The 18,773-nt window shown below is 70.5% G+C and carries 10 protein-coding genes and 1 pseudogene; 5 read left to right on the top strand and 6 right to left on the bottom strand.

What is annotated here, in order from left to right:
* Window positions 1-63: 63 nt before the first annotated feature.
* Together ACFFHC_RS05660 and ACFFHC_RS05665 are read right to left on the bottom strand one after the other, a co-directional pair.
* Window positions 64-438, bottom strand: a complete 375-nt coding sequence (locus ACFFHC_RS05660; RefSeq protein ID WP_141494827.1) for a hypothetical protein — start codon at window positions 436-438, stop codon at window positions 64-66.
* A 546-nt stretch (window positions 439-984) separates the two neighbouring features.
* Window positions 985-2,337 (bottom strand): 3'-5' exonuclease, encoded by a 1,353-nt coding sequence (locus ACFFHC_RS05665; protein WP_181443167.1) that lies wholly within the window; start codon window positions 2,335-2,337, stop codon window positions 985-987.
* Window positions 2,338-2,985: 648 nt separating this feature from the next.
* On the opposite strand from ACFFHC_RS05665, the pseudogene ACFFHC_RS05670 reads away from it, so the two are divergent.
* The 5 genes and pseudogenes from ACFFHC_RS05670 to ACFFHC_RS05690 form a co-directional block, all read left to right on the top strand.
* Window positions 2,986-3,682, top strand: a pseudogene (locus ACFFHC_RS05670) (ISL3 family transposase); the annotation flags it as partial.
* Window positions 3,683-4,872: 1,190 nt separating this feature from the next.
* Window positions 4,873-6,747: a molecular chaperone DnaK gene (gene dnaK / locus ACFFHC_RS05675; RefSeq protein WP_141494825.1), complete on the top strand. Its 1,875-nt coding sequence runs from the start codon at window positions 4,873-4,875 to the stop codon at window positions 6,745-6,747.
* A gap of 120 nt (window positions 6,748-6,867) precedes the next feature.
* Window positions 6,868-7,500, top strand: coding sequence for a nucleotide exchange factor GrpE (locus tag ACFFHC_RS05680; RefSeq protein WP_379803691.1), 633 nt, complete (start codon window positions 6,868-6,870; stop codon window positions 7,498-7,500).
* 73 nt (window positions 7,501-7,573) lie between these two features.
* A complete protein-coding gene (locus tag ACFFHC_RS05685; protein ID WP_141494493.1) occupies window positions 7,574-8,602 on the top strand; it encodes a DnaJ C-terminal domain-containing protein in 1,029 nt (342 codons plus the stop codon).
* Entirely contained in the window at window positions 8,599-9,066 is a 468-nt protein-coding gene (locus ACFFHC_RS05690; RefSeq protein WP_141494494.1) for a heat shock protein transcriptional repressor HspR, read from the top strand. Before ACFFHC_RS05685 ends, ACFFHC_RS05690 begins: the two co-directional genes overlap by 4 nt.
* Window positions 9,067-9,230: 164 nt before the next feature.
* On the opposite strand, the gene ACFFHC_RS05695 is transcribed toward ACFFHC_RS05690, so the two are convergent.
* The 4 genes from ACFFHC_RS05695 to ACFFHC_RS05710 all read right to left on the bottom strand — a co-directional run bounded on the left by ACFFHC_RS05695 (window position 9,231) and on the right by ACFFHC_RS05710 (window position 18,684).
* Entirely contained in the window at window positions 9,231-9,803 is a 573-nt protein-coding gene (locus tag ACFFHC_RS05695) for a protease inhibitor I9 family protein (RefSeq protein ID WP_379803696.1), read from the bottom strand.
* A gap of 117 nt (window positions 9,804-9,920) precedes the next feature.
* Entirely contained in the window at window positions 9,921-13,862 is a 3,942-nt protein-coding gene (locus tag ACFFHC_RS05700) for a cell wall-binding repeat-containing protein (protein ID WP_379803699.1), read from the bottom strand.
* A gap of 257 nt (window positions 13,863-14,119) precedes the next feature.
* Entirely contained in the window at window positions 14,120-16,282 is a 2,163-nt protein-coding gene (locus ACFFHC_RS05705) for a cell wall-binding repeat-containing protein (protein WP_379803702.1), read from the bottom strand.
* 239 nt (window positions 16,283-16,521) lie between these two features.
* Window positions 16,522-18,684, bottom strand: a complete 2,163-nt coding sequence (locus ACFFHC_RS05710) for a cell wall-binding repeat-containing protein (RefSeq protein WP_181443119.1) — start codon at window positions 18,682-18,684, stop codon at window positions 16,522-16,524.
* Window positions 18,685-18,773 lie beyond the last annotated feature (89 nt).

The raw sequence follows: 18,773 nt of genomic DNA on the forward strand, positions 1-18,773 counted from the left end.
CCCGGGGTCGTGAACTCACGCGGGCAACAAGAAGGAACCCGGCCCGCCGTACCGGCGGCGACGTCAGCCTGTCACAGGCACCTCGAGGACCAGTAGGTCGTCTTCCCGTGACTGCATCACATGTTCTTCAGCCGCTCGCCGGGTAGAGTACGCGATTCGACCGAAATGAGTATCGAGATCCCCGGCTGCGACGACGAAGAGAGATTCGGGACGATCTTCTCCATCGGTGACCCATGGGACGGTGGTGAACCACTTCTCCGTTCCGGGGAGTTGGTGCTCCCGGGCGGTCATCTCCAGGGCGATGCGTTGCGAGGGTGTTGCCGCCCAGATGTATTCCCTGTCCCCAAAGGTCTCGTCCTTATAGAGCAGAATTATTTCTCGACCCCTCCGGCGCCCGCGGATCAGGTTGATCCAATTACGCGCCACAGTTGAGAGCATTTGTGGTCGGGTAGACGCGGGCATAGTACTTCTTCCCCTTCCGGATGATCGTTCCCAGGGTGGTTCCTCCCCATCGGGTGCGCTTGCCCCCAGAGCACGAGTGCGAGAGGTTCTTCTGGTGGTAGGTCTTCTGTCCGGTGTTGCCGCCAGACTTCGAGGGATCCTTGACCCACCAGAGGAGGCGCTTGTGGCGAAGGTCGGATGTGTGGTGGATCGAGGTCACGCGGACGCTGCACGACGTGCGCGCCTTGAAGCCCACGTTACTGCGACCGGTGGAAGTGCGTAGATGGACGTTCTCCGGCTTCAGGGTGCAAGGGCCGTAGGTCACCCCAGCGATGTGGTTCCCGCCGTCAGCTCCGGAGGGTGACGAGCGATGGCTGCGCCACCGCTGCTACACCCTCAGATCGGAAGAGCCCTGAAGGTCCACTCGGCGATGTAGGCGAACTCCGTACTGCGGCCTTTCCTCGGGGTTGGGTTGTGGGCGCAGGATCGGAGTTTTCCTGCTCCCTTCACGGCGGTCGGGACAGGAAAAGTCTTGTCCTGAGGTCATCGCTTCCAGGTGTGCCGCCAGTAGGCATCGGCCTCCTCACGCTGCGCCTCCCAGTAGGCGTCGGAGGCTTCCTGCTCCGCCAGACGCTTGTCCTCCCGAGTCCGGCCGAACCTGATCGCCTTCTCGAGCATCGGACGGAAGGCGGCAGGGTCCACCACATCGATGCCGAGCTCCCGGCTGCGCTCCACCTTGCGGTTCTCCTGCGCACCGGGATCGAGAACGGTCACACGGACCGTCTCCGTGACGCGCTTGGCCTCGCGCACGCCGTGAGCCAGCGCCAGGCCGCGCAGCTCTTCGAGCTCGGTCGAATCGCCGACGAAAGCCACTCGCCAGTCGGTGAGGATGCGGGCGTATGGGCCGGCATCCTCCGCCTCTGCCACCTCCGGCACCTGCACGACACCGTCCAGGCCCAACTGCGTCGCCGTCCGTCGGACCCGCTTGTCCTCCGTCTGGCTGCGACCGGCCCGTGAGGCCATCGTCTCGGACCACACCGGCTCGATGAGACCCAGTAGCTCCTGCTTCGAGGCACGGAGCCCCAGCGCGCGGGCAGCCAGCATCTCGAGCTCGTCGGAGAACAGCCGGCCGTCCGACAGCGCCTCCCTCAGCTCGTCGGTGAACTCGGTCCGTGCATCCGCACCCACATCCGTCATGCGGGACCGCGGCGAATCCGGCACGGAGTTGACCACCACGCGCAGGTCACGCACCCACCTCTCGACTGGCCGGATCTTCACCGGGGTCGCCGGCGTCGCGTCGGCTCCCTGCCACACGGGGACCGGCTTGGTCAGACGCAGCGGCACAGGACCTTCGTGGAGCAGCCACATCAGAAGGTCCCGCGTGGCTCGCGCATCCCCCAATGCGCTGTGGCCGTCGTTGCGCCACCCACCGCTGACGGTCTTGTGCAGAGACGTCAGGCTGAAAGCCTGCCCGTTCAGCTGCTCCTGGGCCGACTCCAGCGTGCAGACGGCGAGCATGTTCGGCATCCGACCCTTGATGCGTCGAGTCTCGGCCGTCAGGAACCCAAGGTCGAACGGAAGGTTGTGGGCCACCATCACGGCCCCCTCCAGCAACGCGGACAACTCCGGCCACACCTGCCGCCAGGTCGGGGCATCTTGCAGATCGGCGTCAGTGATCCCGTGGAAGCGGGTGGAATCCTTCACTCCACCGGGGGCCGCCACCAGGGTCGCGAACTCGTCCACCACGGCGCCACGGCCGGTCACCAGCACGACGGCCACCTCAACGATGCGGTGCGTGGCGGGGTCCGTGCCCGTGGTCTCCACGTCCAACACCGCGAAGACAGTGTCGGAGGGGTCGTGGCTGCTCTGCTTGCGGGTGAGCCGAGCCTGCACCACGCCCCGAGGAGCCTTCTTGCGTGGTGGGGATGCGGAGTGTCCCCCGGACGGCGCCGGTGGAACTGTCGGCGTGGATGGCACGGAGACGTCCGACGCAGGCCCCCGCGGCTCCTCCACAGGGCCCGTCGGCGCAGTGGATCGACTAGCTTGACCGGCCCCGGGCGCCTCAGATTGCAGCGATGCCGGCGCAGAGGACTGTGCGGACGGAGGAGGTGCGGGCCGCTGGGCGTTGGGCTGACGGTGCTGCTCGGGCTCTGCTCCCCCATCGGGCGCAGAAGGAGGCGGAGGAGTAGCGCCGCGCTCCGCGGCCTCCCCTCCCTTCACGCGTTCATGTTCGGACCGTGGCCACGTGCGCCGACCCAAGAAGCCCAACCCGGCCGCGAGGACCAGACTGAGGCTGGCAGCACCCACCTCGCCGTCCAACAGCAGACCGATGCCGCTGAGCACGAAGAGCAGGGCCAGCCCTCCTGTGAGACACCCACCGACGTAGCGCACTGACCTCACGTCCAAACTCCTCCTCTCTCGAATGCTGTAGCCACCTCCGCAGACCATGACGTGCCGGATGCGCGAGGAGACCCGTTGATGAGGATGCCCTACGGACGGGGTCAGATCTGCTGGGGGCGCAAGCGCACCCTCGCGGCGAAGCCAGGGCACCGCGACGGCGTCGAGGTGGTCGCGATGGACGGGTTTCCCCCGCTGCACCGCTGACGCGGAGTATCTCAGCGGGCGGTGCCCCCACCGGCTTCAAGACCGCTGCTGCCGAGGAGTTGCCCGGGGCGACCGCAGTGATGGACCCCTTCCACGTGGTGAGGTTGGCCGGTGACGCCCTGGACCGCTGCAGGCGCAGGGCCCAACTCGATCTGCACGGCCACCGCGGCCGCGCCAAGGATCCGCTCTACCGCGCCCGGCGGACCCTGCACACCGGTGCCGACCTGCTCACCGACAAGCAGAAGACCCGGCCGGACGCGCTGTTCGCCGCCGCTGAACACATCGAGGTCGAAGTGACCTGGGGCATCTACCAGCGCATGATCACCGCCTACCGCCACCCCGACCGCTCCCAGGGCCGGACTCTCATGACCGCGGTGATCGACTCCCTGACACGCGGCCTCCCGGCCGCGCTGGGCGAACTGCTCACGCTTGGAAAGACCCTCACCAAGCGCGCCACGGCCGTGTTGGCGTTCTTCGACCTGCCCGGCACCAGCAGCGGCCCCACCGAGGCCATCAACGGCCGCCTCGAGCACCTAAGCGGCTCCGCCCTGGGCTTCCGAACCTGACCCACTACATCGCCCGATCCCTCCTCGAAGCCGGCGGCTTCAGGCCACGACTACACCCTCAGATCGGATGAGCCTCTTTAATGAGACCCGACACCACCCGTGTAGGTTCCCGCGGTTCGTGTCACTGCGATGAGCCCCTGATCAGGGCTTTGACATCTTCGGGAGGAAGCGGGCGTCTCACGTTCGTGTCTGAATCTTCAAGTGCTTCCAGCGCAGGCTCGTGACCCGACGCGGCTGGTGACCCCGTGGGTACCGCCGGGCGTTCGAGACGCCTCTCACGGCGTGACTCACTGTTGCGATGTCGCGGTGGTGCTCGTCCTAGGCGCGCCCACCGGCTACGACCTCCTCGATGCCGCAGCGGGGGCGGTCAGACTCAAGGGTCTGTCGAGGTGAGGACTGGCTCCGTGGTGGGTGAAGTGGCTGCGCGCGTCACGACCGTGGGGGTCACGTTGATCCAGTCGTCCTTGGAGGCGTGTAGATCAACGTGGAGCGGCTTCCCTCGACCGCCCTTTCCCACTCACAATTTGATTCAGGGACATCCAGGGCGTATCTGTCCAACTCGGGGCCGAGCCTGCCATAGCCCACGCAATCCAAGCCCCACTGAGGGTCTGCGTGGAGCCACTCGACCATCACGTGATCGGGGCCGGCGCCCAGTGTGATGCGGCCCGGGTGCCCTCGCAGGACCCGCACCATGCCGTAGAGGACCGGTTCGACCATGTCATCTCGGCAAAGGACTGGACGCCCGTCGCTCACATCGGACACCGTCAGAGTTCGAGGCATACCGCGCCCTGCTCCTCCTGGGATTCCTAGATACTTGCAGCGTTCTTCACCCAGTCTAGGCGCTCTCGTAAGGGGCGTGACCCCAGGCCGTCGCAGACCAGAAGAGGCCGGGCCGATGCTTCTGACCGCGGTGGGAGCGGATCCGCCGTACGGGCTTCGCCAGCGCCACCACATGGTCGTCCACCGAGCCCATCTGCTCGGTGACGTGGGTGCCGGTCGAGGTCACGTAAGAGGCTTCGACATGGATGCTGGTGTCCTCTGTCACATGACCAGCATCCTCGCTGCGACATCGTGAGTGAGACCCGACACCCGCGCCCGGGGTGTGGCCCAGGTCACCGCAGGCCCCGGGGAATGAACCTCCCGCGCCATGGGTTGAGTGATGCAGACGCAACTTTGGTGAGTGCCACCTTGACCACCCGGTCTGGCGCTCCGCAGAGTTGCTCCCGCATCAACCCATCCGCGACACGCAGGAGGTTCCCTCATGGGACGCGCAATCGGTATCGACCTGGGTACCACCAACTCCGCCATGGCCATCCTCGACGGTGGCGAGCCGGAGATCATCGCGAACGCCGAGGGCGGTCGCACCACCCCGTCCGTCGTCTCCTTCTCCAAGAACGGCGAGATCCTCGTCGGCGAGGTGGCCAAGCGCCAGGCCGTCACCAACGTCGATCGCACCATCCGCTCCGTCAAGCGCCACATGGGCACCGACTGGAGCACCGAGATCGACGGCAAGACGTACACGCCGCAGGAGATCAGCGCCCGCACGCTCATGAAGCTCAAGCGCGACGCCGAGGCCTACCTGGGCGAGGAGGTCACGGACGCCGTCATCACCGTGCCGGCCTACTTCGACGACGCCGAGCGCCAGTCCACCAAGGAGGCCGGTGAGATCGCCGGCCTGAACGTGCAGCGCATCATCAACGAGCCCACCGCCGCGGCCCTGGCCTACGGTCTGGACAAGGGCAAGGAGGACGAGCTCATCCTCGTCTTCGACCTCGGTGGCGGCACCTTCGACGTCTCGCTGCTCGAGGTGAGCAAGGACCCCGAGGACGGCTTCTCCACCATCCAGGTGCGCGCCACCTCCGGTGACAACAAGCTGGGCGGTGACGACTGGGACGACGCGATCGTGCAGCACCTGCTCACGAGTGTGAAGAACAGCACCGGTGTGGACCTGGCAGGCGACAAGATCGCCATGCAGCGTCTGCGCGACGCCGCCGAGCAGGCCAAGAAGGAGCTGTCGAGCTCCACCTCCACCTCCATCAACCTGCAGTACCTCTCGATGGGGGAGAACGGCCCGATCCACCTGGACGAGTCGCTGAGCCGCACCCAGTTCGAGCAGATGACCGAGAAGCTGCTGGAGCGCACCAAGCAGCCCTTCGAGGCCGTCATGAAGGACGCCGGCGTGAAGGTCGACGAGATCGACCACGTCGTGCTCGTGGGTGGTTCCACCCGCATGCCGGCCGTCGCCGAGCTGGTCAAGAAGCTCACCGGCAAGGAGCCCAACAAGGGCGTCAACCCGGACGAGGTCGTGGCCGCCGGTGCGGCCGTGCAGGCCGGTGTGCTCAAGGGCGACCGCAAGGACGTGCTGCTCATCGACGTCACGCCGCTGTCCCTCGGCATCGAGACCAAGGGCGGCCTGATGACCAAGCTCATCGAGCGCAACACGGCCATCCCCACCAAGCGCTCCGAGGTGTTCACCACCGCCGAGGACAACCAGCCGGCCGTGGGCATCCAGGTGTTCCAGGGCGAGCGCGAGCTGGCCCGCGACAACAAGCCGCTGGGCAACTTCGAGCTCACCGGCATCGCCCCGGCCCCCCGTGGCGTGCCGCAGATCGAGGTCACCTTCGACATCGACGCCAACGGCATCGTGCACGTGTCCGCCAAGGACCGCGGCACCGGCCAGGAGCAGTCCATGACGATCTCCGGCGGCTCGGCCCTCAGCAAGGAGGACATCGAGCGCATGGTCAAGGACGCCGAGGCCCACGCGGCCGAGGACGCCCAGCGACGTGAGGCCGCCGAGGCCCGCAACCAGGCCGAGCAGGTGTCCTACTCCACCGAGAAGTTCATCGCCGACAACGGCGACAAGCTGCCTGAGGTGGAGAAGTCCGAGACCGAGTCCGCCCTGGCCGAGCTCAAGGAGCTGCTGGCCAAGGAGGACGCCGGCGCCGAGGACCTGAAGGCCGCCACCACCAAGGTCTCCGAGGCCAGCCAGAAGATGGGTGCGGCCATGTACGCCGCCCAGTCCGAGGCCGGCGCGGGTGCCGAGGGTGGTCAGGCCGCTGGCGACCAGGCCGGTTCCGCCGACGACGACGTGGTGGACGCCGAGGTCGTCGAGGACGACGACAACACGTCCAAGTGACCGATGGTGGGTGGGCGCCCGTCGCCCACCCACCCGCCGCGGTGACCCGTGGTTGATGCCGTTGGACCCGGGGGCGGGATCGCGTCCCGCCCCCGGGCCCCCACGAACAGGAGGTGGCCGATGGCCGACCAGGAGCAGACCCCCCAGACCCCCGACGCCCCCGAGCACGAGGGCGCAACCCAGCCGGGCTCCGTCGAGGAGGCCCCGGCCCCCGAGGACGCCGCGGCCGCCGAGCAGGCACTCACCGACGGCGCCGACGAGGCCACCCCGGCCGACGCGCAGGACACCGGGGCCGGCCAGGACGCCGAGCCCGAGGTGCACCCGGACACCCTGCTGGCCGCCGAGCGGCTGGAGGACCTCCGCCGCGCCCAGGCCGACATGGTCAACTACCGCAACCGCATGGAGCGTGAGCGCGCCAAGGACAAGGACGCCACCATCGGCACCGTCGTGGAGGCCCTGCTGCCGGTGCTCGACGACGTGCACATGGCCCGCGAGCACGGCGAGCTGACCGACGGCCCGTTCGCCGCCATCGCCACCAAGCTCGAGGGGACCCTGGAGCGCTTCGGGGTGCGCCGTCTCGGTGAGGCCGGCGAGGCGTTCGACCCCACCGTGCACGAGGCGCTCATGCACACCCAGGCCGAGCTGCCCGAGGGCACCACTGACACCACCGTGGTGCAGGTGCTGCAGCCGGGCTTCGCGGTCGGGGACCGCGTGGTGCGCCCGGCCCGCGTGGCCGTGGCCGACCCGGCCTGACGACACGTGCCCCGCACCCACCCGGGTGCGGGGCACCCCACCGGCCCACAGATCGATCCCGCGAGGAGGCAAGATGGCGAGCCAGGACTGGTTCGAGAAGGATTTCTACAAGACCCTGGGTGTCTCGCCCGATGCCGACGGCGCCGAGATCAAGAAGGCCTACCGCAAGCTGGCGCGGGCCAACCACCCCGACCAGCACCCCGGTGACGAGGCCGCCGAGCAGCGCTTCAAGGAGATCGGCGAGGCCTACCAGGTGCTCTCGGACGCCGAGCAGCGCAAGGAGTACGACGCCGTCCGCCAGATGGCGGCAGGTGGCGCCCGGTTCACCGCGGGGGCCGGCGGCCCTGGCGGGGGAGCCGGTGGCTTCGAGGACCTGTTCTCGGCCTTCGGCGGTTCCGGTGGTGGGCAGCGGGTGCGTTTCGGCGGGCCCGGCGGCCAGCAGGTGGGCGGCGAGGACCTCGAGGACATCCTGCGGATGTTCGGCGGGGGCGGCTTCGGCGGCGGCCAGGCCGGCTTCGGCCCCCGGCCGGGCGGACCGCGCCACGCGGCGCCGCAGCGCGGGCAGGACCTCGAGGCCGAGGTGACCGTGGACCTGCGTCAGGCCCTGGAGGGCGACAAGGTCACCGTGCGCCAGGCCGACGGCGGCACCACCACCATCAAGGTGCCGGCCGGCGTCAAGGACGGCCAGCGCATCCGCCTGCGCGGCAAGGGCCACCCCAGCCCCGACGGTGGCCCGACCGGCGACCTCATGATCACCGTGCACGTGCGCCCGCACGGCCTCTACCGGCGCGAGGGCGACGACCTGGTGATGGAGCTGCCGGTCACCTTCGCCGAGGCGGCCCTGGGTGCCGTGGTGGCCGTGCCCACCTGGGACGGCCAGAGCGTCAAGGTCAAGGTGGCGCCGGGCACCCCCTCGGGGCGGCGGCTGCGCCTGCGCGGCCGCGGCGTGCCCACCAAGGGCGGTGCCGGTGACCTGCTGGCCGAGGTGCACGTGGCCGTGCCCACTGACCTCACCGACGCCCAGCGCGAGGCCGTCGAGGCCCTGCAGGCCGCCGACGACACCAACCCGCGGGCCGACCTCGCGGCCCGCGCCCGGGCATGACCACCGGGCCGGGCACGACTGGGGGCGCGAGCGACCGCACCCCGGACACGCGCCCGGTGTACGTCATCAGCGTGGCGGCCGAGTTGACCGGCATGCACGCCCAGACGCTGCGCCAGTACGACCGCATGGGCTTGGTCTCGCCCAGCCGTGCGCGGGGCGGCGGGCGGCGCTACTCGGAGGCCGACGTGGAGCAACTGCGGGAGGTGCAGCGTCTCTCCGCCGAGGAGGGCATCTCCCTGGCGGGCATCCGCCGCATCATGGAGCTCACGCGCCTCACCGAGGAGATGGCCGAGCGCATGGCCGAGATGGAGGCCGAGCTGCACCGGGCCCGCGCCGTCCTCGATGCGGGACAGCGCGTCTTCGCCGCCGGCCGCCGGGGCGAGGCCGAGGCGGTGCGTCAGGGCCAGCGGCCGGCCCGCCCCGCCACCGGCCGCGAGCTCACCCTCTGGCGCCCCCTGCGCTGAGCCGTCAGGTGCGGGATCGCCCGTGCTGGGCCCAGGCGGCGAGCGCCAGGTTGACCACGACGGGCGCCACCCACAGGTCCGCTGCGTGGTCGTCGAGCGGTCCACTTCCCTCGTGCGACGTCACATCCACCTCCATCGCTCGTGACGGACCGAGGGTCTCGCGCTCAGGTGGCGCTGGGACCGGGAACCTCGGGGATGCTGACCATGCGGTCCTTCTCGACCGACAGCACGTCGGGGTCGGACCGCAGCTCCTCCGCTTGGGCGGCCGTGGCCCGGACGGCGAGGCCACCAACGGTGCTGTAGCGCGAACTCACCTCGAGGCCGCGCTCCTCGAACTGGGCGGCCTTCCGGTCCACCTGGCGGCGTACCGCCTCCTTGCGGGCGGCCGGGTCGGAGACGCCCTCGGGCGGGGCGAACATCACGAGGTAGGTGGTCACGGAGTCCTCCGGGCCGTCGTCGGACGGGCTGGTGGGCGTCGGGCTCGAGGGCGAGGTGGGGCTCGGCGAGGGGCTGCCCCCGTCGGACGGGCTGGTGGGTGCGGGGCTGGTGGGCGTCGGGCTCGAGGGCGAGGTGGGGCTCGGCGAGGGGCTGCCCCCGTCCGAGGGGCCCGGTGCCGGCTCCGTCGAGCTCGGCGTCGAACTCGACGGGTCGTCGGCCCCCTGCCCGTCGCACCCGGCCAGGGGGAGCAGGCCCATCAGGGCGACGACGGCGATCGCTGCGCGCGGGTGCTGGTTCATGTACCCAGTGTGCCCCTCGCCGGCGCACAGGGGAAGGCCCCGACCGGATGGTTCCGGTCGAGGCCTTCGTCGTGGTCCGGTGGCGGCGCGATGGGGGTGGGCCACCACCGGGGTGCGTCACAGGCCCAGCAGGTCCTTGAGCGCGTCCTCCACGTCCTGCGAGACCGCGGCCGTGCTGCCCAGCACCACGGTCTGGGTCGGGTGGGCGGCCACGTGGTCACCCACCACCTTCAGCAGGCGGTCCGGGCGGGTCAGCAGCAGCGGGCCGCCCTCCTTGGCCGCCAGGGCGCCACCGGTCAGGGCGTCCGGGTAGTCCGCACCGGTGGCCACGGCGGTGAAGTCGTAGCCGGCGGGGAACTGCTTGGCCACCTCGACGGCCGTGGCGTAGCGGTTGGGGCCGGCCAGACGCTCGGTGGCACCCAGCTCGTCGGCCACCTTCTGCGAGACCACGTCGTCGCCGCCCAGCACCACGACCTTCTTCGGCGCGAGCGAGCGCACCGCGTTGCGGGTCACGGGCAGCACCTTGTCGCCACGGGTCAGCAGCACCGGCACGTCCTTCGAGCCGGCCAGGGCCGAGCCGGCCAGCGCGTCGGCGAAGGCCTTGTCGTCACCGGAGGCCACGTACAGCGTGTCCACGCCGGTGCCGAAGTCCTTGGCCACGTTGGCGCTGGTCTCGTAGCGGTTGGCGCCGGAGATGCGCTCCACCGACAGACCGCTGGCCTCCAGCTCGTCGGCCACCTTCGCCGAGACGGCGGTCTCGCCACCCACCAGGATGACGCGCTTGGCGCCCAGAGCCTTGAGCGCCTCGGTGGTCTGGGCCGGGATGCGGTCCTGACGGGTCAGCAGCACCGGCACCTCCTTGCCGTCCTCGTCGGGCATCGACTGCGTGCGCACCATGCCGGAGCCGGCTGCGGCCGTGCTCGACATCGCGTCGGCGAAGCCCTGGCCGGAGGCCATGTAGACCGTCTCGGAGGTACCGAACTCCTTGGCCACCTCGGCGGCCGTGGCGTAGCGGTCACGTCCCTCGAGGCGGCGCAGGCTCGGCTCGGGGGTCTCCTCCTGGCCGGGCTCGAGCAGCACGTAGGTCTCGCCCAGCATCGGGTAGCTGCGGCCCACGTCGGTGGTGGTCACCTTGCCGAACCAGGCCTTGGAGGTGTCGTCCACGGAGATCTTGCCCGGGATCTTCTGCTCCACGCCGGCCTTCAGGCTGAAGGGGTTGGCGAAGGTCAGGTTGCCCGCGTCGCCCTTCTCCGGCAGCACGAAGCTGCGCAGGGTCACGCCGGTCTTCGTCGCGCCCTTCAGGTCGTAGGCCTGCACGTGCACCGTGTAGTCGTCCTGCAGCAGCAGGGTCGGGATGAGGATGCGCTCGGCCGCGCCGGCGGTGGCCGCCTGGCCCACCTTGAGGCTGGTGCCCTTGTAGGTGACGAAGAGGTCGAGGTCCACCGACGGGTCGTCGGGGATGATCTCGGTCCACAGCGAGCCGTAGCGCGGTCCGGCGAAGTCCCAGCGCAGGTTGTTGGGGTCGTCCACCACCAGCTCGTTGCGGTTGGAGGGCATGCCCACCTCGCCGCGCACCTCCACGGCGGGCACGAGGCCACGCGTGGACAGGTTGACGTCGCGGTCGCGGCCGGCCGTCATCGGGATGGTGAGTTCCTCGTCGGTGCTCTTGCCCTTCACCAGGCTGGGCGCCTTGAGCTCACCGGCACGCACGGCGATGGGGGAGCGCACGTCGTTCTGGCCCGCGGCCGACCAGGTGAGCGAGCCCTTGGCCCATGCGTCCTTGGCCAGGGTGAGGTTCTTGAAGGTGATCTTCACCTCCGCCGACTCGCCCGGCTTCAGCGAGACGGTGGACGGGCTCACGGTGGTCTGCACGCCGTCCACACCGGACACCTTGGCGGTCCACGTGGTGGCCTTGCCGGTGGTGTTGGTGACGGTGCGCGTGACGGTCTTCTGGCCCAGCAGCTGGCCCACGGCGATCGAGGCCTGGTTGAGGTCCGAGGCGTCGATGGGGTTGTCCGAGACGGGCTTGCCGCCGCGGGTCACGCCCTGGCCGGCCAGGAAGTCCCACCAGTCCTGCTCGCCGGCGTCGTAGACGAGGCCGGGGGAGAGCATCTTCCGCGGCTCCACGAACCCGGCGCCGGTGGCGAACGGGTCGTTGCTGGCGGCGCTCGCGTGGTCGCGGGCGGTGGTCATGATGGCCGACTTGACCGCCATCGGGGACCACTCGGGGTTGGCCTGCTTGACCAGCGCGGCGAGGCCCGCGATGTGCGGGGAGCTCATGGACGTGCCGGAGCTGTAGTTCCACACGTCGGCGCCGCGCTCGGGGGTGGCGTAGGCCGCCAGCACGCCCACGCCGGGGGCGGACACGTCGGGCTTGAGGATGTCGCCCTCGCCGCCCAGCGACGGGCCGCGCGAGGAGAACCCGGCGATCTCGGGCACCTGGGTGGTGGAGCCCTCATTGGTCTCCAGCATCTCCGCGGTGGCGCCCTGCTGCTTGGCGTAGGCGCGGATGGCCTCGCGGTGCGTGTGCGCCAGGTGCACGGTCGGGATGACGTGCGCGTCGGTGTCCAGCGAGCTGTCGCTGGTGTTCACCAGCACCATGCCCACGCCACCGGCCTTGGCCACCACGTCCGACTTCTCGGTGCGGGCGTTCTCGCCGCGGTCGCAGACCACGATCTTGCCGGCCACCTTGGCCGGGTCCAGGGTGCCGGGGAAGCACAGCGCGGCCTTGGCCGGGTCGGCCCCGGCGGCGGCCACGTCCTCGGCGAGCACCAGCGGGGAGCTCGGCAGGGCCTTGGTGATGGAGGCACCGATGTAGCGCTTGCCGTCACCGGTCACCACGGTGTTCTCGGACACGCGGTGCGTGGAGGCGGCCACCGTGGTGAGCCACGGGGAGGGGTGGTTGGTGGTGGACGCCTTGGGGCCGGAGTTGCCCGAGGAGGCCGCCACGAAGATGCCGTGGGCGGCGGCGTTCATGAAGGCGATCTCGACCGGGTCCACGTAGTTGCTCGAGGTCCCGGAGATGGAGTAGTTGATGACGTCCACGCCGTCGGCCACCGCGTCGTCGATGGCCTTGACGGAGTCCATGGTGTTGCAGCCGCCGTCGCCGTCCTTCTCGTCCCAGCAGACCTTGTAGGCCGCCACGTGCGCCTTGGGCGCCATGCCGGAGATGACGCCGTGCTCCTGGCCGTTGACCATGGCCTTCACGCCCGAGTTGCCGGCGGCGGTGCTGGCGGTGTGCGAGCCGTGGCCGCCCACGTCCAGCGGGGAGAGGGACTCGTGGTCGGCGATGCGGGAGCGGCCGAAGCCGTCCACGTAGAAGCGGGCACCGATGAGCTTGTTGTTGCAGGCGTCGGCGGGGAAGTCCTGGGCGGCCTCGGTCTTGCAGGCGCCCTTCCAGCCGGCCGGCGGGGCCTGGATGCCCTCGGGGGAGAAGCTCGGGTTGTGGTACGAGATGCCGGAGTCGATGACGCCGACGACGACGCCCTCGCCCTGCAGGCCGCCCTGCTGCGCCCACACGCCGTTCGGGCCGGTGAGGCCCAGGAACTCGGGGGACTCGCTGGTGGTGGGCTGCAGGGTCTCTGCGGGGGTCACGCCGAGCACGTCGGCGGAACGGGCCAGCTGGGCGGCTTGCTCGCCGGTGAGGTGCACACCCACGCCGGACAGGGCCGTGGTGTAGCGGACCACGGGCTTGGGGGAACCGACGGAGGCCAGAGCGGCGTCCTGGCGCTGCACCAGATGGCTCTCGTAGCGCTTCACCGCGGCGCTCGCGCGGTTCAGGGACGCACCCTTGGCCGGGCTGGTGGCCGCCAGGCCCGCCAGGTGGCCGTCGTAGGCGATGGTGGGCTGGTCGCGGAAGGTCACGACGTACGCGCCGTCGGTGAACTCCTGCTGGGCGGCCGCGTCGCGGGCCGCGCCCTCGGTGACGGCCAGCACCTCGGCCTCCGAGGGGGTGCGGTCGGCCGGGGCTGCCACCGTTGCGGGGACGACCAGACCGGCCAGCGCGATCGCCATCGCCGGGGCGGTGACGGCTCGCGACAGGGTGCGGTGAGTTGCCACAGGATCTCCTTGTATGGATGGGATGGGATGGGTGTGAGCAACCTCTCAGAATCCCCCCACGGGCGGAACCCCTCGCGAGGAGCCCCAGGGGCTTCGGTATCAAACCGTGACCTGTCTCATGCCAGAGGATGATGCGTCTCCTCCACCCAGGGGTGGGCGATGGGCGTCGGAGACGCCAGAGGGGCCCCGACCGCAGTGCGGTCAGGGCCCCTCGTTGGGATCGCGGGGTCAACGCCGGGCGTTCACCCCCGATCGGTTCACTTGATGCCCAGGGCGGCCTTCAGGCTGGACTCCACGGTGGTGGAGACGGCGGACGGGCCACCGATGATGGCGGTGTGCTGGGTCGGCGCGGCCTTGACGAAGCTGTTCACCACGGCCGGCAGGCGGTTGTCGCGGGTGAGCAGCAGCGGGCTGTCCTTGCTGGCCGCCAGCGCGCCGCCGGTCAGGGCGTCCGGGTAGTCCATGCCGGAGGCGACGAAGGTCCACTGGTGCTTGCCGAACTTCTTGGCGATCTGCACCGAGGTGGCGTAGCGGTCCGCACCGGCGAGGCGCGAGGTGGCGCCCAGCTTCGAGGCCACGGTGTTGCTCACGGCGGCGGGACCACCGAGCACCACGACCTTCTTCGCCGCCGCGTTGTCGGCAGCCTGCTGCGTCACGGGGGCGACCTTGGTCGGACGCGTCAGCAGCACGGGCGCGTCCTGGGAGCCGGCCAGGGCCGAGCCCGCGAGGGCGTCGGCGTAGGCGGAGTCGTCACCGGAGGCGACGTACAGGGTGTTCACGCCCTTGCCGAAGCGCTTGACCACGTTGGCGCTGGTCTCGTAGCGGTTGGCGCCACCGATGCGCTCGACCACCAGGCCCTTGGCCTTCAGCTGGGAGGCCACCTTGGCGGAGATGGCCTTCTCGCCACCCACCAGCACGACCTTCTTCGCCTTCAGGGAGGAGAGCGCCTTGGCCGTGGAGGCCGGCACGCGGTCGGTGCGGGTCAGCAGCACGGGGGCGTCCTTGCCGCCGTCCGGCATCGACCGGGCCCGGGTGTGGGCCGCGGAGCCGGCGGACATGGCGTCGGCGAAGCCCTGGCCGGAGGCCATGAAGACGGTGTCGGCCGTCTTGCGGTCCTTGAGGGCCAGCTTGGCGGCGGTCTCGTAGCGGTCGGCCCCGCCGATACGGATCAGGTCGCGCCCCGGCTCGGGGTCGGTCAGCAGGCGCTGCACGTTGAGGAGCAGGTTCGGGGAACCCTTGACGTTGCTGATCTTGTCGACCGCGGCGGCGTCCAGGATGGCCTTCTTGACCTGGGCCGGGGTGGCCTGGGGGTGCTTCTCCAGGTACAGCGCGCCGGCGCCCGCCACGTGCGGCGAGGCCATGGACGTGCCGGACATGGTCTGGTGGGCGTCGTCCGCGCCGTGGCCGGCCGACACGATGTCGCTGCCGGGGGCCAGGACGTCGACGCACGTGCCGAAGTTGGAGAACGACGACATCGAGTCGGTGCGGTCGGTGGAGCCGACGTTGAGGCCGGCCTTGCCGTTGCCGGGGGCGTAGTCGCAGGCGTCCTCGCTCTCGTTGCCGGCTGCCATCGCGATGAACACACCAGCGTCCTCGAGGCGGGAGAGCGCCGCTGCCTCAGCGGGGTCCTCGCCGGGCTGGGTGCTGCCCAGGCTCATGTTCATCACGGACGGGCCCTTGGCCTTCGAGGCGATCCAGTCGATGCCCGCCATCGTGCCCCGCGAGTCGCCGAAGCCGTCACAGTCCAGGACGCGCACCGGCGTGACGGTGGCTCCCTTGGCCACGCCGTACTGGGTGCCCAGAGCCGTGCCGGCCACGTGCGTGCCGTGGCCGTGGCAGTCCGTGGTGCCCATGCCGTCGTCGATGACGCTGTGGCCGGGCTTGGTGCGCCCCTTGAAGTCCGTGTGGGTGGAGCGCAGGCCGGTGTCGAGCACGAAGACGTTCACGCCCGCACCCGTCGACGGGTAGGTGTACTTGGCGTCGAGCGGGAGGTCCTTCTGGTCGATGCGGTCCAGACCCCACGAGGGCGGGGTGGACTGGGTGCCGGTGACCCGGTACTCGCGGTTCTCGCTCACCAGGGCGACGCTCGGGTCGGCCTCGAGCTGGGCCACCTGCTCGGCCGTGAGCTCGGCGGAGAAGCCGCCCAGCGTGCGGTAGGTCTGCGTGGCCTCGATGCCCGTGGCCTCGATGCGCCGGACGGCGGCATCCGTGTGGGCCTGGGCGGCTGCCTTGCCAGACGCGGTGTGCAGGCCGCCGGCCTGGGCCACCTTGGCCGGCTGCTGGAGCATCACCACGTACTCGGCCTTCTCGGCCTGCTGGTCGCTGGCGCCGCCGGTGGCGACGGCCGCCGGGACCGCGCTCAGCGAGAGACCGACGATGCCTAGGGCCCCAACGGCCTGGCGCGAAGCGTTGTTGATCACGAAGCTACCCCTCTGTGTGTCAGGCACCTGCCGCTGCCGGCCGGTCGGCCGCGGTCAGCGGGGGAGGATCCCCCGTCCCGAGGACGCAACCTAGCCCCCGGCGGCGTGACACTCAACACGCTCCCGCCCGTCCGGCAACGGCTCCATCCGGGGTATGACGGAGGGCCCCGACCACGGTGTGGTCGGGGCCCTCGTCGGGACCGTGGGTGGTCAGCGCGGGGCGCTCACCACCGGGCGGGTCACTTGATGCCCAGGGCCGCCTTCAGGCTGGCCTCCACGGTGGTGGAGACGGCGGCCGGGCCACCCACGATCACGTTGTGGTCGGCGGGGTCGGCCTTGACGTAGGCACCGACGGAGCCCGGCAGGGCCTGCTGGCGGGTCAGCAGCAGCGGGCTGTCCTGGTTGGCAGCCATGGTGCCGCCGGACAGGGCGTCGGCGTAGTCGTGGCCGGTGGCGAAGAAGTTGTACTTCTCGCCCTCGAACTTCTTGGCGATCGCCACGGAGGTCTCGTAGCGGTCGGCGCCGGCGAGACGCTCGGAGGCGCCCACCTGCTTGGCCACGGCGTCGGACACGGCGGCGGGGCCACCCAGCACGACGACCTTCTTCGGGGCCAGGGACTTGACGGCGTCCATCGTGACGGCGTCCGCCTGGTCCGGACGGGTCAGCAGGACGGGGGCCTGCTTCGAGCCGGCCAGTGCGGCACCCGCGAGGGCGTCGGCGTAGGCCTTGTCCTCACCGGAGGCCACGTAGAGGGTGTCCACGCCGGAGCCGAAGCGCTTGGCGACGTTGGCGCTGGTCTCGTAGCGGTCGCCGCCGGAGATGCGCTTCACGCCCAGGCCCATGGCCTTGAGCTCGGCCTCGACGGCCGGGGAGACGGCCTTCTCGCCACCGATGACGGTGACGGACTTGGTGCCCAGCTTCTGCAGGGCGGCCTTGGTGGAGGCCGGCAGGGAGCCGGTGCGGGTCAGCAGGGTCGGGACGTCGCCGTCACCCGGGAGGGCGGCGGTGCGCGCGCTGCCGGCGGCCGCGTTGGAGCTGGTCATCGCGTCGGAGAAGCCCTGACCGGAGGCCAGGTAGACCGTGGCGGCGGACTTCTGGCCGGAGGTGGCGACCTCGGCGGCGGTCTCGTAGCGGTCCTTGCCGCCCCAGCGCAGCAGCTCACGCTCCGGCTCGGGCTTCGGGTCGTCCTTGACCAGCTCCGTGGTGTTGAGCAGCAGGTTGGGGGAGCCCTGCAGGCCCTTCAGGGCGTCCTTGGTGGCGCTCCCGAGGATGGCCTCGGTGACCTGGGCCGGGGTGGCCTTCGGGTTCTTCTCGAGGTAGAGGGCCGCAGCACCGGCCACGTGCGGGGCGGCCATGGAGGTGCCGTCCATCGAGGTGAAGCCGGAGGTGGTCTCGAAGTCGGCCGAGATGATCCCGGAGCCGGGGGCCATGATGTCCACGCACTTGCCGAAGTTGGAGAACGACGACATCGAGTCGGTGCGGTCGGTGGAGCCCACGTTCAGGGCGGCCGGCGAGTTGCCGGGCCAGCCACCGCAGGCGTCCATCTCGTCGTTGCCCGCCGCGGTCACGGTGAGCAGGCCGGCGTCGGTCAGACGGGCGATGAACTCGTCGAAGACGGGCTGGTCGGCGTGGCCGCCGAGGCTCATGTTCACGACGCCGGGGTTCTTGGCGTTGGCCGCAACCCAGTCCACGCCGCCGATGATCGTCTCGCCGGTGCCGCTGCCCTCGCAGTCCAGCACGCGGACCGGGACCACGGTGGCCTCCTTGGCCACGCCGGACACGGTGCCCGCCACGGTGCCGGCCACGTGGGTGCCGTGACCGGAGCAGTCGGCGGTGCCGCCGCCCACGAAGTCCGCACCCTGGCCGACGCGGCCGGTGAACTCCTGGTGCTTCGGGTTGAGGCCGGTGTCCACGACGTAGGCGGTCACGCCCTTGCCGGTGGCGTTGTAGGAGTAGCTGTCGTCCAGGGGGAGCTTGGGCTGGTCGACGCGGTCCAGGCCCCAGGACTTCGGGCTCTTCTGCGTGTCGTAGGCGCGGACCTTGAAGTCCTTGGCGATCTCGGCGACGGCCGGGTCGTTCTGGAGCTCGGCGGCCTGCTCGGCCGTCAGCGTGGCCGAGAAGCCACCCAGGGTCGAGTAGGTGCGCTTCACCTCGATGCCGTCGGCCTTGAAGCCCTCGACGACGCGGTTGGTGTGCGCCTGAGCGGCGGCCTTGCCGGACGCGGTGTCCAGACCACCAGCGCTGGCGACCTTGGCCGACTGGTTCAGCAGCACGATGTAGTCGCCCGCCGTGCCCTGCTCGGCAGCGGCGTTGCCACCGGCGGCGACGGCGGCCGGGGCGGCGGTCAGCGCGAGGCCGACGACGCCCAGGGCGCCCATGGCCTTGCGGGAGGTGGAGTTCATCACGACATTTCCCCAATCATGAGTGGTGTGACGTGGCCGCATCGTCGGGACTGGCGGTGCGACCGAGATGTGGCACAGGAGGACCCCGG

The sequence above is a fragment of the Kytococcus schroeteri genome, from assembly GCF_042433515.1.
In the GTDB taxonomy this organism is placed as follows: Bacteria; Actinomycetota; Actinomycetes; order Actinomycetales; family Dermatophilaceae; genus Kytococcus; species Kytococcus schroeteri.

Bases quoted from the DNA above. Each gene is read 5' to 3' on its own strand.
- ACFFHC_RS05660 (WP_141494827.1), bottom strand. From the start codon at position 438: ATGCTCTCAACTGTGGCGCGTAATTGGATCAACCTGATCCGCGGGCGC.
- dnaK (WP_141494825.1), top strand. From the start codon at position 4,873: ATGGGACGCGCAATCGGTATCGACCTGGGTACCACCAACTCCGCCATG.
- ACFFHC_RS05680 (WP_379803691.1), top strand. From the start codon at position 6,868: ATGGCCGACCAGGAGCAGACCCCCCAGACCCCCGACGCCCCCGAGCAC.
- ACFFHC_RS05685 (WP_141494493.1), top strand. From the start codon at position 7,574: ATGGCGAGCCAGGACTGGTTCGAGAAGGATTTCTACAAGACCCTGGGT.
- ACFFHC_RS05690 (WP_141494494.1), top strand. From the start codon at position 8,599: ATGACCACCGGGCCGGGCACGACTGGGGGCGCGAGCGACCGCACCCCG.
- ACFFHC_RS05695 (WP_379803696.1), bottom strand. From the start codon at position 9,803: ATGAACCAGCACCCGCGCGCAGCGATCGCCGTCGTCGCCCTGATGGGC.
- ACFFHC_RS05710 (WP_181443119.1), bottom strand. From the start codon at position 18,684: ATGAACTCCACCTCCCGCAAGGCCATGGGCGCCCTGGGCGTCGTCGGC.